Source organism: Vibrio sp. Y51_MX_L26 (assembly GCF_024181935.1).
Lineage (GTDB): Bacteria > Pseudomonadota > Gammaproteobacteria > Enterobacterales > Vibrionaceae > Vibrio > Vibrio diabolicus.
Window position 1 is genome coordinate 135,776 of sequence record NZ_JAMZAS010000009.1, and the last position, 16,630, is coordinate 152,405.

General features: G+C 47.5%; 15 protein-coding genes. 8 read left to right on the forward strand and 7 right to left on the reverse strand.

The window, feature by feature from the left end; translation table 11 throughout:
* Positions 1-10: 10 nt before the first annotated feature.
* Both NL645_RS17615 and edd read left to right on the forward strand, forming a co-directional pair.
* Positions 11-535 (forward strand): gluconokinase, encoded by a 525-nt coding sequence (locus NL645_RS17615; protein ID WP_005467756.1) that lies wholly within the window; start codon positions 11-13, stop codon positions 533-535.
* Entirely contained in the window at positions 535-2,331 is a 1,797-nt protein-coding gene (gene edd / locus NL645_RS17620; RefSeq protein ID WP_253652124.1) for a phosphogluconate dehydratase, read from the forward strand. Before NL645_RS17615 ends, edd begins: the two co-directional genes overlap by 1 nt.
* Before the next feature lie 74 nt (positions 2,332-2,405).
* Here the strand turns inward: edd and NL645_RS17625 are convergent, their stop codons facing one another.
* The 4 genes from NL645_RS17625 to NL645_RS17640 all read right to left on the reverse strand — a co-directional run bounded on the left by NL645_RS17625 (position 2,406) and on the right by NL645_RS17640 (position 5,406).
* Positions 2,406-2,735, reverse strand: coding sequence for an SMR family transporter (locus tag NL645_RS17625; RefSeq protein WP_053807555.1), 330 nt, complete (start codon positions 2,733-2,735; stop codon positions 2,406-2,408).
* Entirely contained in the window at positions 2,732-3,136 is a 405-nt protein-coding gene (locus NL645_RS17630; RefSeq protein WP_253652125.1) for an SMR family transporter, read from the reverse strand. The genes NL645_RS17625 and NL645_RS17630 overlap by 4 nt, the downstream gene beginning before the upstream one ends.
* 271 nt (positions 3,137-3,407) lie before the next feature.
* Positions 3,408-4,343: a LysR family transcriptional regulator gene (locus NL645_RS17635; protein WP_048624586.1), complete on the reverse strand. Its 936-nt coding sequence runs from the start codon at positions 4,341-4,343 to the stop codon at positions 3,408-3,410.
* Positions 4,344-4,398: 55 nt separating this feature from the next.
* Positions 4,399-5,406 (reverse strand): LacI family DNA-binding transcriptional regulator, encoded by a 1,008-nt coding sequence (locus tag NL645_RS17640; protein ID WP_012841242.1) that lies wholly within the window; start codon positions 5,404-5,406, stop codon positions 4,399-4,401.
* 219 nt (positions 5,407-5,625) lie between these two features.
* Here NL645_RS17640 and NL645_RS17645 point away from each other — a divergent pair, with 219 nt between their 5' ends.
* The 6 genes from NL645_RS17645 (at position 5,626) to NL645_RS17670 (ending at position 13,318) form a co-directional block, all read left to right on the forward strand.
* Positions 5,626-6,978, forward strand: a complete 1,353-nt coding sequence (locus tag NL645_RS17645; protein WP_053808533.1) for a serine/threonine-protein kinase — start codon at positions 5,626-5,628, stop codon at positions 6,976-6,978.
* A 13-nt stretch (positions 6,979-6,991) separates the two neighbouring features.
* Entirely contained in the window at positions 6,992-8,464 is a 1,473-nt protein-coding gene (locus NL645_RS17650) for a chromosome partitioning protein ParA (RefSeq protein ID WP_253652126.1), read from the forward strand.
* Positions 8,465-8,466: 2 nt separating this feature from the next.
* Positions 8,467-9,039 carry a sigma-70 family RNA polymerase sigma factor gene (locus NL645_RS17655; protein ID WP_253652127.1) on the forward strand — a complete coding sequence of 191 codons (573 nt, stop codon included), beginning with the start codon at positions 8,467-8,469 and terminating at the stop codon, positions 9,037-9,039.
* A complete protein-coding gene (locus tag NL645_RS17660) occupies positions 9,039-10,601 on the forward strand; it encodes a hypothetical protein (RefSeq protein ID WP_170902494.1) in 1,563 nt (520 codons plus the stop codon). The genes NL645_RS17655 and NL645_RS17660 overlap by 1 nt, the downstream gene beginning before the upstream one ends.
* A 262-nt stretch (positions 10,602-10,863) precedes the next feature.
* The gene (locus NL645_RS17665) at positions 10,864-13,185 is read left to right on the forward strand and encodes an acid phosphatase (protein ID WP_253652128.1); all 2,322 of its coding nucleotides are present in this window, start codon (positions 10,864-10,866) and stop codon (positions 13,183-13,185) included.
* Complete coding sequence (locus NL645_RS17670) at positions 13,175-13,318, forward strand: hypothetical protein (protein WP_012841245.1); 144 nt, start codon at positions 13,175-13,177, stop codon at positions 13,316-13,318. Before NL645_RS17665 ends, NL645_RS17670 begins: the two co-directional genes overlap by 11 nt.
* A gap of 75 nt (positions 13,319-13,393) precedes the next feature.
* Here NL645_RS17670 and NL645_RS17675 read toward each other — a convergent pair whose 3' ends face one another.
* From NL645_RS17675 to NL645_RS17685, 3 genes are all read right to left on the reverse strand, one after another.
* Positions 13,394-14,407, reverse strand: a complete 1,014-nt coding sequence (locus NL645_RS17675; protein ID WP_253652129.1) for an SPOR domain-containing protein — start codon at positions 14,405-14,407, stop codon at positions 13,394-13,396.
* A gap of 157 nt (positions 14,408-14,564) precedes the next feature.
* Complete coding sequence (locus NL645_RS17680; RefSeq protein WP_005394358.1) at positions 14,565-15,521, reverse strand: ABC transporter permease; 957 nt, start codon at positions 15,519-15,521, stop codon at positions 14,565-14,567.
* A 2-nt stretch (positions 15,522-15,523) separates the two neighbouring features.
* Complete coding sequence (locus tag NL645_RS17685; protein WP_031780394.1) at positions 15,524-16,501, reverse strand: ABC transporter permease; 978 nt, start codon at positions 16,499-16,501, stop codon at positions 15,524-15,526.
* Positions 16,502-16,630: the final 129 nt, after the last annotated feature.

Here is a 16,630-nt window from a genome sequence, read left to right on the forward strand (position 1 = left end):
AGGATAAGTTATGGCTGGTAGTAGTGTCATCGTTATGGGCGTTTGTGCTAGTGGTAAAAGCACAATTGGTGAGCATCTAGCGAAAAAGCTAGGGCGTAAATTCATTGATGGTGATGATCTTCATCCACGAGCGAACATTCAGAAAATGGCATCGGGCCAGCCTCTGAACGATGATGATCGCAAGCCATGGCTAGAACGCATTCGTGATGCGGCGTACAGCCTAGAAAGCAAGAACGAGCACGGCATTATTGTTTGCTCAGCACTGAAAAAGATTTACCGCGATCAGATCCGCGAAGGCAACGACAACGTGACCTTCCTGTTCCTTGATGGCGATATGGAGTTGATCCTGAATCGCATGCGTATGCGCAAAGGCCACTTCATGAAAGAAAACATGGTGAAGAGCCAATTCGAGACACTAGAGCGCCCAGACAACGAGCCTCAAACTCTGATCGTCAGTATCGACGGAGACATCAGCGACGTGGTGGAACGCTCTGCCGCTGAGCTAATCAAAATGCAAGCGATCGAGGTGGCGTAATGACTCACTCTGTTGTTCTTGAGGTCACACAACGTTTGACCGAGCGCAGCCGTGAAGCGCGCGCTGCGTTTCTTGCTCGCACCGAAGTGCAAGCCGAAGCTGGCAAAGGCCGTGTTGGTTTATCTTGTGGTAACTTAGCTCATGCAGTCGCCGCATCTTGCTCTTCTGAAAAGAAAAATATTCTCGATTTTACTCATGCCAATGTCGCGCTGATCAGCGCCTACAACGACATGTTGAGCGCCCACCAACCGTACCAAGACTACCCAGCGCAAATCAAACAAGTGCTGGCGGACTACGGCCATACGGCGCAAGTCGCAGGTTGTGTGCCAGCGATGTGCGATGGGGTGACTCAAGGTCAAGCAGGCATGGATATGTCGCTGTTTTCGCGTGACTTAATTGCGCAATCAACGGCGTTGTCTTTGAGCCACAATGTCTTTGATGCCACATTACTGCTTGGCATCTGTGACAAGATCGCTCCGGGGCAACTGATGGGCGCACTGTCTTACGCGCATCTACCGACTGCGTTTGTACCAGCGGGTCTGATGGCAACGGGCATCAGCAACGAAGAGAAAGTCGACGTGCGCCAAAAATACGCAGCGGGAGAAGTCGGCAAAGACGCTCTGCTGGATATGGAGTGTCGCGCTTACCACTCTGCGGGTACGTGTACGTTTTACGGCACCGCCAACACCAACCAGTTGGTGTTCGAAGCCATGGGCTTGATGCTGCCAGGTTCGGCATTCATTCATCCCCATACCCAACTGCGTAAAGCGTTAACCGATCACGCGGCTCTGAAAATCGCCTCAATGACGGCGGGTTCTGCACACTTCCGTCCGCTGGCCGAGGTGGTCACAGCAAAGAGCTTGGTCAACGGCATCATCGCTCTACTTGCATCTGGCGGCAGCACCAATCACACCATTCATATGATCGCCGTGGCGCGTGCTGCTGGCATCTTGCTCACGTGGCAAGACATCAGCGATCTGTCGGATGTGGTTCCTTTATTAGCTCGCGTTTACCCGAACGGCCCAGCCGATATGAACGCGTTCCAAAACGGGGGGGGCGTGCCAGCGTTATTGCACCGCTTGAACCAATCCGAGCTTTTACATCGCGATGTGAAACCCGTGTTTGGTGAATTTGAAGACCAAATGACGCTGCCGAGCCTTGTCGATGGCCAACTGACTTGGACACCGTGCCAAGGCAGCCAAGACGGTGACGTGATCGCCAAACCAGACGCCACGTTCCAAAACACTGGCGGCACTCGCGTGCTGACTGGCAACTTGGGCAAAGCCGTGGTGAAAGTGTCTGCGGTGAAAGAAGAGCAACGCGTGATTGTTGCACCAGCGATCGTATTCCAATGCCAACACGAAGTGGAAGCCGCGTACAAACGTGGTGAGCTGAACAAAGATTGCATCGTTGTGGTCACACACAACGGCCCAGCGGCAAACGGCATGCCTGAACTGCACAAGCTGATGCCAATTTTAGGTAACGTGCAAAAAGCGGGCTTTAAAGTGGCGCTGGTTACTGACGGTCGTTTATCTGGCGCGTCAGGTAAAATTCCGTCTGCGATTCATGTTTCTCCAGAAGCCATTCGTGGCGGCGCGATTGGTTTGGTGCGCAACGGCGATTTGATTCGCCTGGATTGCCAAACGGGCGAACTGAACAACTTAAGCGACACCACTGGTCGCGAGTTGATTCATTTCGATACCGAATCCACCCAACAAACATGGGGACGAGGCTTGTTTAGCGTGATCCGCCAAAACGTCTCTAGCGCAGAAGAAGGCGCAAGCTTCATTGTGTAAGCCAGAAAAACAAAAAGAGCGGAGTTTGATACTCCGCTCTTTGTATTTGTCTTCGTTGTTTTTGTTTGGCTTGATTAAGCCGTCTTCATCACCACGACTGCAGCAATAACCACAAAGATACCAAACCAGCCGATTGGCTTGAGTTTCTGTTTAAACAGCAAGGCTCCACCCACTGCGGTACCCAAGATACCGATCGCGCCCCAAGAGGCGTAAGCAATGGCTAAGTCGATCTCTTTCACCGCTTGCGCCAATAACGTGAATGCAGCCAGTACCAACACAATCGCGGTAATGCCCCAGCCTTTGTATTTAAAGCCGTGAGAACGTGTGAGCGCCATATTGGCCACGATGTCGACCAAGGCAGCCATCACGACAAATCCAAATGACATCGTAAAAAATTGACTCATGATTCACACCTTACACTTGTAGAAAATGAACGTTCTTTTGCCCGTTTATCGGCGTTTTTCTTGGTGTTAGATTGACCGTGTGACTCACCTAAAGTCACACAAACGATGCCGATGACAGCTAACATCAAACCAAGCAGCTCTTGGGTATTTAAGTCAGAATCAAACAACACGATCGAAACGACCGTGATCAATGAGATACCCAACCCTTCCCAAACAGCGTATGCCACGCCGATAGAAATCTTTTTCGCAGCAATCGAGAGGAAGTAGTACGACACCGCAATCAATACGTACATCACGATGTAGCCCAACCATCCATGACCTTGTCCGATAAAAGACATGGTGCTGGTGCCTGCTACTTCGGCAACGATGGCGAGCAATAAAAATAGACGTGCAACTAGCATGATGAATCCTCCATCAGAAATTAAAAAACTGCATAACGGAGAATGGTGAATGTCACGCATCTGTATCGACATTCAAAAAGTTAAAAAGATAAAAATGAGCCACTTCTCCTGACTATTTGAGCTAAGGTTAGCGCTGAGCAGGAAAAAGAGACAGGTAATTGAGATATTCATTTTTGAATATCTATAGGATCGAGTTGTCTATGTAATCACACATTTTCTTCATGGTTATCTTATGCAGAGAATCTCGGTGACGCGAGACAATAATCAGTCGTCACTGTGCGAAAATTAATGGCGTCTTCAGAGTTTGGCGTACCACTTTATGTAAGTGTCGGTGCAAAGGATGGTTGCGATTGGTTTGTAAGAAACCGCCAGAGACGACAAACTGGCTAAACTCACGGTTGACCAAAGGCATCGCGTAAGAGTCCAGCTCCGGCATCAATACTGCTGAGCTTTGACTGGCATACATAATCGCGTCGGTTTCTTGCAACATTTGGCACGCCACACGCAAATTATAGGATTTCAATAACACCACAGGCTCATAGCCCATGCGGCGATACTCAGACTCCACGGTACAAAGTGGTTTATACGAAGCGGGCGCAGGCAGAGACACCAGAGGCAGTTTGGACACCGTGTCCCAATCATTACTGACTTTCGATAACGTCGGGTGGTTTTTACGTGCCAAAATCACCCGTTTTTCAACAAACAACGGACGCATGTAAATGTCTTTCGACAGCTCGGTCTCTTGGTCAAGAATGCAGTAATCGTGCTCGCCCTCTAGCATTTCATCGTGCGAGTAACTGTTCCAACTGGAAAAGGCAAAGTGCGCTTTGGGAAAGGCTCGATGACAGCCAGTTAGCAATCGCTGCCCTTGCTCATCCATCAAATAAGGGTCGGTCACAATCGCGATCTGCCCTTGGTATTGCAGTGGATCGAACACTTCAAACTCTTGCACCACTTTTTCCAGTGGTGCAATCATGTTGTCGAACTCGGCGGCGAGACGTATCGCCATCGGTGACGGCTCAACCCCATGCGCTTTACGCACAAACAGCGGGTCATCAAACACTTGTTTGAGCTTCATCACGCCGCGACTGGCGCTCGGTTGAGAAATGCCCAGCTGCATCGCGGCCAGCTTGATGCTGCGGTTTTCCACCACGGCCTTTAATAAACGCATTAAGTTGAGATCCAATGCATCCAGCTGATGTGCCATACCCTAACCTGCCAATACCATTGATGAGCGAATACAGAGAGCGGTTAACTGCGAGTTAAACACTCTCTCCGGAGGTAATTTGATACCCCATATCAACCACTTTTTCTTCTTGCGCTTCACCTTTCAGACGCGCGATCAAAAGCTCTGCGCTCTTTTCACCGATTTTGAAACGCGGTGTATCGACGCTAGTCAGTTTCGGGCTGATGGTTTGACCAATATCCAGCGCGTTATAGCCCACAACCGCCAACTGCTGCGGAACTTGAATGCCACGTTGTTGCGCGCTCAGCATGGTCCCTATCGCGATGTCGTCGTTGGTACAGAATACGCCATCAAGCGTTGGGTGAGTTTCTAGCGCGCGTTCAAGCAAATCATGCGCTAAAGAGAAGCTAGAGTGATCACCCGTTAATACGTGCTTAGGTTCTAGCCCTGCTTCCGTCATCGCGCGATCATAACCTTGCATACGCAGCTTGGTTCGCGTATCCAAACGCGCCCCAAAATAAACGATTGTACGCTTACCTGAATCTAGCATCTGCTTAACCGCCGTGTACGAGGCATCTTCATGATCTAGCCCAACCGCCATATCAATCGGCTCTGGTGGTAGTTCCATGGTTTCCACCACAGGGATCCCTGCATTTTTTATCATTTGCAATGTACGCGGCGTGTGATGGCTTTCAGTTAGAATAAGTCCATCGACCTGATAAGAGAGTAATGACGCGATCTTGCGTTCTTCTTCAAGCTCATCGTAGCTAAAGTGCGCTAAAAGCGTCTCATAGCCATTGGCTTTGGTCACCATCTCGATGCCCTGAACAAAGGAAGCAAAAATTTGGTTGGACAATGAGGGCAGTAAAATACCAATGGCTTTACTGGACGACTTTGACAACATAGCGGGGGCGCGGTTTTCGATGTATCCCATCTCTTCAATCGCAGTCGCAATCTTGGCCCGAGTCTTTTCTGCCACCGATTCAGGGTTACGCATATAACGTGAAACCGTCATCTTCGTGACACCAACTTGGTCTGCGACATCCTGCAATGTCGTGCGAGTTTTCTTATTCTGTTGAGCCATAAATATGTGATTTATCAGTAATGTTACAAGTAACATTATGACGAATAGACTCTCTGCCGACAAGCTCAGTGAAAATAATTCGCAAAATCATGACGTTATTATTGTATTAGCCACCAAATTGCGTTTCATACATTGTGAGTCAAAGCCGAATAAATAAATGACATTTATATCAAAGTTCTTATAAAATGCCGTACCTAAAAGAATAAGACATTAGGCACAGTGCAGTTAGGCTCTAGCGAAACCCAGATTTACTATCACTTGCTTGATCTGGACGACTCCCAAAAGCAGCAATACCTCCAAGCATTGCAACAAAGTCAACCTGAGCTGTATCAACAACTCGTTCCTCTTTTAGCCCACGAGACACCTGAAGAACAACTAACGCAGTTACTTTACTTTGGTGCTCACCAGGCTACGAACCGAGACGTCGATCTAAGCGGAGAAGTCATCAGTAAGTATCGCCTAACTCATGAGTTGGGTCGCGGTGGCATGGGTGTCGTTTACGCCGCCCTACGTGCAGATGAAACGTTCGAACAAGATCTGGCCATCAAGTTTATTCAAAGCAATTTGAGTAATGTGCTGGGACAACGTGCACTCTTCGATGAGGCACAACTGCTCGCGCGCCTAAACCATCCATACATAGCGAAAGTGTTTGATGGCGGCCTTCATCAAGATTCAGTTTACATCGTGATGGAGCGGGTATTTGGTCAAACCTTAGATGAATACCTGTCAGAAAATAAGCTGGAAAAGACAGAAAAACTGCTGCTGTTTAAGCAGATTTGTCAGGCGATGGAGCACGCCCACCAGCATCATGTTTTGCATGCCGATCTAAAACCAGAAAATATACTGATCGATCGTAGCAAACGACCCAAACTGCTCGACTTCAACTTGACTCAAAAAGCGCACTCCACCCGAGAGGGCTCACCCTCGGCACTGATTGCGTTTAGCCAAAATTTTGCCAGCCCTGAGCAGCAGGCAGGACAAGTACTGACAGAACAAAGCGATGTTTATTCATTGGGCAAAATCCTCGCTTTGATGTTTCCATCACCAGCGGTTTGGTCTGATGTGTATTGGGTGATAAGACGGGCGACGCGTCCAGCCACCCAAGTGCGATACCCAGATGTGCGAGCGCTACGCATTGATATCGAGCGAATTATCGAACGTCGCCCTATCGAGCAGAAAAAACACTGGCCTTTGTATAGCGCCTTTCGCTTGGTGCAACGGCGTCCTCTTGCTTCTGCATTGTCAGGCATCATCGTGCTCTCAGGTGTGCTATTTGGCAGCGCCATGATGCAAAAGAATATCCAACTGCAACAAGAGAAGAAGATTGCAGAAGATATGATGTACGAAATGACCCGCCTTATCTTCCACGCGAAGGGGCAGAATGTCGAACACCTTTCGGTGAGCTCCATGATGGAGTTAACACGAAGGCGGATACTCTCTAATCCAGATATCCCCAAACATATAAAACAAAAAATGTTGTTGGCGATGATGACACCGGTGCCAAAGAAGCACCTAACTACTCCAATGAGTTGTCAGCCAAATTGTGCGTCTGAGGACAGCACCAACCAATAAGGCTTAAAACAAGATGTATACACGTTCAGTGGTATTTTGGCTGTCTGCGCTGACGGCTACCTCCACGTTAGCAGCAGACACTTCTGCTGCCACTTCACACCCGCCCACTTCATCCTTGAAGCAAGGCTACTTTATCGATGCGCCGGTGACTGGCTTGTATTACAAAACCAGTTCCAATATCACTGGCGTTACCCAACAAGGGGCATTTCACTACCAACCTGGTGATGTGATTAGTTTCTTCCTTGGCAACGATGATAAAGGTTATCTGCTGACAACCTTATCGAGCCAAGAAGTGCTTACACCGACGATGGCAACAACCAAACCCAGTCGTAGCATCAATATGACGCGCCTGCTGCTCTCTCTCGACAGCACGCCTGAGAATCGTAAGGAAATTGTCTTAGCCAACCGCGTGTTGTCTGATGCTCGCTTTCAAAACCAGCTCAAGGGCCTTGACCTCAATTATCTGGATGACGCCAAACGTCACCTCAATCTCGACTGGGTGTCTGTCGATGAGGCAATTGAGCACCTAAACGAAAGCCAGCTGTACATTGAGAAAAACTTTGCCTCAGATGAGATCATCTTCGAACCTCGCGGCATGACGTTCAAAAACATCGTGATCAAAAAGAAAGATTGGCAAGGCCGCGCTTGTGCTTACGATTTACGTTATCAACATCATCCTAAATATCGCCCTCCGTTTGGTGAAACTCGATTCACCATCACCAAAGATTCATTGATTGAGCACCCAAGCGTTGGCGACCATTTTCAAGGCTGTTTCCTCTCGATGAAGCGCCCTATCACGGAAGACATTGTCGAGCCGATAAGCAAATTTGCGGATTGGTTTAATATCGTCGGTTGCTCAATCACTGGATGCACCCGCAACGATTTGAATGGCTTCTCTCTTGAAGACTTTGATGATGAAGGCGACTGGAAATACCGCTCCGTTGCGCTCAACTTTGATCCAAGTACTGAGCTACTGATGGAAAAAGTACAAGGCCTTGGGCGTAAAAAAAACATCCACCACCACAATCGTACAGAAATGCTGTGGTTTACCTACCCCAACACGAACGAACACGACATCGACTACCTCGGGGTATGGCAGCAGACCCAATACCACCAGCAGTCCATGACACAATCGTGCCTATTGATGCGCCACCAACAAGTCATGCGACTGCCGCACAATGCAGACACCTGTCCAACCGACGCAAGCCTATACACCCAAGATGTCACCCGAGAGTATGCGGACATGTGGTGGGTCAACAATGACGAACCCAAAGCCGAGCTTGCGCAAATGAATGTCATGGTACGTTGGTCAACGACCCCTGCCGAAATCAATTACACCACTTGGGAATATCTGCCCGCTGGCGCAACTTGGGAACAAGGCATTTTATATCGCTATCAACAAGATGTTCTCCGCAACCGAGACGGCTCTGATCGCATTGAAACCCACACCATTTCTGAATTTGTCAAAGTGAGCGAGGATGTATAACCATGGCAACAGCAGTAGCACTGACACAAATCATTCAACAATGGCAATCTGGTGATAAACAAGCTGAGAGTGAGCTCTACCAATTTGCGTATTTGCAGTTACGTAAGATCGCCCAACACGAGCGTGAACGAAACGCGGAAAAATACGGCATCGATAACAAAGTATTGGCCGATAGCGTCAACAGCACCACGGCATTAATTCATGATGCTTACCTGAAGATGTCCAACTGCGACATGAGTGAAATTGAAACAAAACGTGATTTCTTTTTGATGGCCGCCAAAGTGATGCGTCAAATCTTGATCGATAACGCACGCTCGCACCAAGCACAAAAGCGTCAACACATCACGTTGATGAGAGATGAAGAAGATCGCTTCGAACAATTGATCATCATGGATAAAGCTCTGGATAACTTTAGTAGCCGTTACCCACGCCAATCAAGTGCACTCAAACTCAAGTATTTAATGGGAATGAAAAACCAAGAAATCAGTGAACTGCTCGAGTGCAGCGCAAGCTTAATAGAGAAAGACCTAAAATTCTCTCGCAGCTGGTTGCAATCACGAATGGCGCACGCGTAATGAGAAGCAAAAAGTTTTGGATAATCGGCGCAATCTGCGTTGGTTTGCTCGGCGTATACTGCATGTCAGACGAATCCAGCTTGGCATCAGCGGCGGACTCATCAGACAGCACGAGCCAATCAACCACGCGAACACATCGTCAATATGAGCGCACATCTTTAGTTGAAGTAAAGCAAGCGTTGACAGGTTCTGCGTTGGAGAACGCCCACACAAAAGACGGTGATGACGCCTTCAATTCTGCCATTTTAGGACAACCAGGGCCAATTACGAACCCATTTCATACTACAGAAGACGGCTCTTTTTACGACTCGTCATTGGGTTATGAAGACAGCCGCTCAAAAGAGGACCCATCAGAGAACAATAAACCCATCATCAACCTCACGGTGGAACAACAGCTACAAACCATTATTTATGCTTGGGAGCTCAACCAAAACTCTCCGATTAGCTATTCGCTCAATCTTAACCAACTGTTTGAAGACCCGGATGGTGATCTCCTCACCACTCGGATTTGGCTCGAAAACGCCAATGGATTAAGGGTGCTAAACCAAGGACAAATGATGGTGCTAGGTGCACCAGAGAACATTAAAACCACCACATACCTGGCGGTAGCGGCGCGTGATGATTACCACGGCGACAGCGACCATGCGTGGGTCACAACACGTTTTGAGTTGCCTGTTGTCACTCCAGGTCACAATGACACGGAACACCCGTTAATTGGCGGCATTGTCTATCGCTTGGAGACGACGCAAAACCTTGGCGGTACCGCGTACGCGTATGAAGTGGTGTATTGCGAAGCGTTTCAGTTTGAGGATGACGAGGTACGTTATGCCGCCTCAAACAACAAACACCAGTGTCCTGAAAAGGGAGACTTAAAAAAGGTGGGTGAGTACAAAATCAGTGATGACTCGTTGATTGTTTATGTCCACGGCGTACGCCAAATTTGGACCACCAAAAAGGTATACGCATCTCAGGTTCATAAAGAGACTCAGAACTATTTCACCACCGTATTTGATGGCAAACAATTCGAAAGCTACACCATGCAAAAAAACAAGCAATCGATGGAAAAACGCATCAATGTCCACACTGGTGAGTACGAATATCAAGGAACGTTGTTTGACTACCTCTTTCCCATTTCAGGAGGAGGTTATATAAACGGGACTGCTAGCAACTACATATTTGATAGAAGTGTTCAGGGTAACGAACCTGTGCACAAACTGGACTCTGATCTCAATATGAAATCAAACCAACATGACCTATTTTGTCATGATTATTTATTTTACTGGTACAGCTCTATCGTAGCGGGGCGAGGAGAGTTTGCCGATATTATCTCTAGCTCAATGGATTTTGACGGCATAACTCCAATACATTGTGCTGAATGGCCAGATGATTACTGGCAACGAACATTTATGTTTTACAACCTTGAATACACAGATTACGACATATTCATTCCAGGCGAAGTCTACAGTTATGTGCTTAAACCTCACCCTCAATTTGCTGATCGCGTTGAGGAATTTAAGATCAACATGATTTATCACGCCCCAGTCCTTACTAACACCCAATAAACCTTTCTTTACAGATGGTTATTTTGACAAAACAATCATCCCAAAAACAAAACTGGAACCGTGATCAAATTATCCATTTTCCATCATAGACAAAAAATAGAAATAAATTTTACGGGTTTTGTGCGGTTTTTCGTGTCTTGAACCTAGGCTCAATAGTCATTAAAAAGACACCACTCTCTTCAATCTCACTAGTGAGATTGAAAGATAAAAACAATAAAAAAGCGACTTTCTCATTCGGAAACGAAACAAGGACAAATGAATAATGAATAAGGTGAGTTTATTAGCAGCGTCAGTGGCTATCGCTCTTACTGGCTGTGGCGGTTCAGATGGTGGTTCAAACAGTGCTAACAACGGTGTTGTGATCACAGGCTTTGACGGCTACTTCAAACATGCAGTTGTTTTTGAAGATACGAACAACAACGGCCAATGGGACACTCAAGAAACATTCCTTGGTCTGACCGATGAGAAAGGTCAGCTTAAATTGGATGCAAAACCAGAAAACACTCTAGCACTGCAGACCATTACACCAAACGGTGCAAAGCAGAAACAGCTTATCGCTTTGGATGCTAAAGAGTACGCTGGCAAATACACGGTTGATATGGATCATCCAGGCCAAGCCATGGCCCACGAAGTCGTGTTCCGTGCACCAACATCGTCAAACGTGATTTCACCTATCACGGACCTTGTTGCGATTGAAATGGCAAAAGATCCATCCATTAGTGAAGAAGACGCAAAAGCCAAGGTAAACCAAGCGCTAGGAGGCTCAGAAGAAGCACCAATTGATCTGTACAGTGATTTTGTTGAAGGTGCGACAAAAAACGCCGAACTACATAAAACCGCTCAGATTCTGACCGACTCAAAAGCGCAAAACCCAGCTAACTACGAGAAAAAGGCCACTGAATTTGCTCAAGCGGCAAACCAAGAAGTCGATCGTCTTCTCGCATCCGGCGAAAACATCAATGATGCAAGCCTACGCCCAATCATCACTGACACGACCCCAAATAGCGACAACTTAGCACCTGAAACGGCAATCAATAACAAGCTAACCGTAAACGAAACCATCGAAGAATCGGCTGAAGATAAGCTTGGTCAGTTACCCAAAGTCGTACAAGGCGCAGGCTTTGATGGCGTTGAACTAAACATCGAAGGTCTTTTCACAGACAAAGACCAAAACCTTGTGACAACCAAACTGACGCACAACTTAGCAGGCACAGGCATTGAAGTTGCGCAAACTGGCAACCTGATTGTTCTATATCCGACTGCTATCGTAGAAAAAGCTGGTGATTTTGAGATCGTCCTAACGGCGCAAGACATTGATTCTTCAGGTAAGGTTTTGGGTACGGTAAGCACCGTATTTAAGTTCGAAATCGAATCGGCAAACTTACCACCAATGGTTGTAGAAACAGAACAAGCGCATCTACAGTCCATCGTTGATGGTTGGTACCTACAACAAGGTGAAGTATTTGAACAAACGCTCGATATTTCTAGCTTGTTCCAAGATAAAGACGGTCATATCACCGACTACTCAGCGGACTATGTGGACATTGAAGGTCTAACAGTATCTGAGGATGGTAATGCGATTATCACCATTAAAGGCACACCGACAAAAGCGAGCGAAGCTGGTGCAGCACTTGCGATTAGCGCAACAGATGGCCATACCGCGGTACAGATTGCGCTTAGCATGCCAACGGTTATCGAAGGCGTAACGCCACCACCAGTAGTACCGACTTTGAGCTTCACTCACGAGCACTTCAACGGTCAAGAATGGAAAATGGGTAGCTTCGCTCAAAAAGACGGTGAAATCGGCTATGCCATGTTGATGCAAGACTCTGAAGGCCTACTATTCTGCTGGGGCTCAAACCATGATGAGATGAATCAAGAGTACAAAGCGAGCATCAGCGACTTCCTAGAAAACACATGGGAACACGATGCCTACGCTATTCTTGCCGATCTGGACCAACAAACTGGTTACGCGGAATACCACAATAAAGACTGTGAAGACGTCGAGCTGAAAGACGGCAAGCTATACAACAGCTACGGCGAAGAGTATGAAATGCTGTACCAGCACACAACCGAGCATAACGGCACTCAGATGATCGTTAAAATCTCAGATGATGAGCTGTTCTGGATGGATTCAAGCAATACACCATTCGCAGAATCACTTTCGGTTGCAGAACACATCAAACACGGCACGGTAGAGCATGACTTGATGGTAGAAAGTAAAGGCTCGGGCGACGACAAAGTCCTGAAATACTCGTCAGGTACGTACGAGTACAACGCTGATACTTACAACTACACGTCGTTCATGCCAACAGGATTCCAAACTCCAGGTAATTGGGAAATCCAGAATGATGAAGGCCGTGAGCTGCTGATTCTAAAAGAAACAGGCTCAGAGTCAGATTACAAAACTCGTCATCGTTACATCAACCGTGATTTTGGTGACTTCTACATCGGTATTCGTTGGAGTAAAGAGCAAAACGGTCATGAATCCGCGCCGGAATATGGTCTGTACTCTCACAACAAAGAAGCCATGACAAGCATCGCGAGTTCACTCCCGATTTTGGAGCCTGGCGATGATGACTAAAGCAACCATCGTTAACCCTTGCTGTGATAGCGTGCATTTGCGTAGAAGACGCAGAACGCTTTGGGAACGCTTGGTCGGCATCAAAGAAGTGTATATCTGCTCCAACTGTCACAAAGAAACGCCACTCAAATAGCGATAATATTTGAGACCGCAAAAAAGCCCCGAACTCGGGGCTTTCTTCTATCTTTTGACCGCAATATTTGAGTCGTTATTTCACGCACACTACGTTCAATAATGAGGTTCCGGTGAGCTGGTTTGGCTCACGATCTGCGAACAAACCTTTCTTATCTTTGCCCCAATACGGCAGTTGCAGTGGCCATTGATTTTTTTCCATCACACCAGACGCCCTCAACACTTTGAATTCTGCAGGGCTGGCTAAGCTCATACCCAGTTGCTGACATACTTTTTGCGAGTTTTCGTAGTTGAGACGATTCCACGGCTTGCCGTATTCCATGTAAAACTGATTGTGGTGATCGAGTAAATATGGCACCACGTACGTTTTGCCTTGTAAGGAGGTTCTCAACCGAACTTCAATGTCATCATTCCCGCTCACAACTGGCTTCGCTTTGGTCTTAGCAACAGGCTTGGACGAAGAATTATCACGTGTATTTTTTACCTTGGTCTTTGACTTCTCTGCCGGCGCTGTAAAGGCGTCGGTATCAGCTCGCACGGCAGGAACTGGCGCGGATTTCGGGGTCACCGTCGGTGTTGGCTTAACCGAAGATGCGGCTGATTTCGACGGCACAGCGGGTTTAGATGGTGTCGTAGACTGTTTATTCTCTTTTCCAACCACGCGGATGAAAGCCTCTTTGTAGTTCGACAAGGTTTTGACTCCCCGCAAATCTCCCCTCGCATCAGACAGATCTTTATAAGGCCCAATCAAACAGCGATAACCTTTGGACTCCGGCTTCATCCACACGTCGGTCGTAATCTTGCTGTAAAGCGGCTTTGCTTTCGCGAGTGACACTGGCTTTGGTAGTAATCCGCATTGAATCCAGTAGAGGTAGTTGCCTCCTTGCGGCACTTTCTTTCCCCATACTCCGTTACCAATTGGGCACGTTTTCTCAAGCATCGGCAGTTCTTTCTCGCTGGCTTGAGTAGCTTGGCAAAGGAACTCCTCCGCCGATACTGGGCTAGAAAACTGGGCGCATACCAGCAACAAGCCGAAAGCTAGGCTTGCTTGGAAGATACGAGATGGGTGTTGTGCCTTCTTCATTTCCATACACTTCACTCTAAATTAGTGGGTAAGGTCATTATGGCGGCAAAGCGCCAAAAAAATGTGAACAAAGAATAACTAGCAAAAAAAGAGCCGGAATTTGCATCCGGCTCTCAGTTTAGGAAGGAATTAAGCGAATTTACAACGCTTGGCGGGAAAATTCTTAACCTTTGTACAGTTTCGGGTTGAATACATCTCGTAACCAGTCACCCAATAAGTTGATAACCAGAACCAGTGTAACCAACACGATGCCTGGGAAGGCAGTAATCCACCACGCACCTGAGAAGATGTAGTTAAAGCCGATGCTGATCAGCGCACCTAGTGACGGCTGATCAACAGGAAGACCCAAACCTAGGAATGACAGTGCCGCTTCCGACATGATCGCATTCGCTACCTGTACCGTCGAGATAACCAAGATTGGTGATAGACAGTTTGGCAAAATATGGCGGAACATGATGCGTGGAGCTTTAAAGCCCATCACGCGTGCCGCTTCTACGTATTCTTTCTTCTTCTCTGCCAGTACCGATGCACGAATGGTACGTGCGTATTGCGGCCATTCAGCCACACCGATGATCACCACCAGCATCACCACCGCGTATTGGCTGTAAAAATCGCTGCCAAAGCTGGCTTTGAAAATGGCCGATACGATGATCGCCACCATCATGGTTGAGAACGATAGTTGAACATCCGCAAAGCGCATCAAGAAGCTATCGATACGACCACCGAAGTAACCCGCCGACAAACCAATGATGATACCCAGAATCAACTGAAGACCGACGGCTAAAAAGCCGATCGTCAAAGACAAACGAGAACCGTAAAGAATGGTCGATAAAATATCACGGCCTTGCTCATCAGTACCAAGAACAAAACGCTCATCGCCCTCTTCCATCCAAGACGGTGGTAGCTCTGAATCCATGATGTCGATAGACGTCAGATCATACGGGTCAGTCGGAGCTAGAATTGGCGCAGCTAATGCCAACACTAAGAACATCATAAAGACCGTAAAACTTGCCATCGCCACTTTGTCGCGCTTGAAGTAATACAAGAAGTCCGACTCTTTAAAACGCTGCCATGCAGATGGAGCGGCTTCAGGAGCTGGTGTTACATTTGATTGGCTCATGATTAAGCTCCTTTTCCAGTTAAGTTCACAGTTGGGTTGATGATGCCGTACAGCAAATCAACGATGGTATTGGTTACCACGAAAATCAGACCAACAAAGATAACGTAAGCTGTGATCAACGGTGTATCGACACGGTTGATTGCTTCTAGGAAAAGAAAGCCTGTACCTGGCCACTGGAATACGGTTTCGGTTAGGATGGTGTAAGCCACCATGGTACCAATCTGCACGCCACCTACCGTCAGTACTGGCAGCATGGTGTTCTTAAGTGCATGTTGGTAGTAAATTTTTTGTAAGTTCAAACCTTTTGCTTTGGCGAACTTAATGTATTCCGAGCTCAGTACTTCCAGCATTTCTGAACGTACCAGACGGATGAACAACGGCAGCATGATAGACGCTAGCGCAATACACGGCAGGATAAGGTGCTTAATACCATCGATGGTAAAGAAGCCAGATTCCCAACCGAGCACGTTAGCGGTTTCACCTCGCCCGTAGGAAGGCAGCCAGCCGAGTTCGATGGAGAAGACGTACATCAGCATGATTGCGGTTAGGAACACCGGAATCGAGATGCCGACACTACTCATCGCCATAACAAATTTGGTAAAGACACTCTTCGGGTGAATCGCGGAATACACCCCGAGTGGTATAGAGAAAACGATAATAATGAGCGTCGCGCCAAACACGAGCTCTAATGTTGCCACCAGCTTATCGAGGATCACCTCAACCGCAGGTCGCTTGAAAAAGTATGATGTACCCAAATCACCTTGCAGTGCATTACCCACAAAGCGCGTGTACTTTGTGATAAAGGGATCGTTCAGGCCCAATTCGTCGCGTAGCGCTTGGCGCTCCGACTCCGAAACCGACTGACCTACAAGCTCACGCAGCGGATCACCCAGGTTGTCCTGAATGGCAAACGCCACCAAACTGATCACAAACATCACTATCAGTGCCTGAAACAGGCGCTTGACCAGAAACGAAAACATTCCTTGCCCCTTAACTATCCATAGATCTCTAAACTTAGAGAGAAAATTCAGTCTGTAAAACTGGCTCAATCCGACTGAAATAAACCGAGCCAAGTGTCGAAAACAGAGAAGGACTGGCGCCCCTCTCTG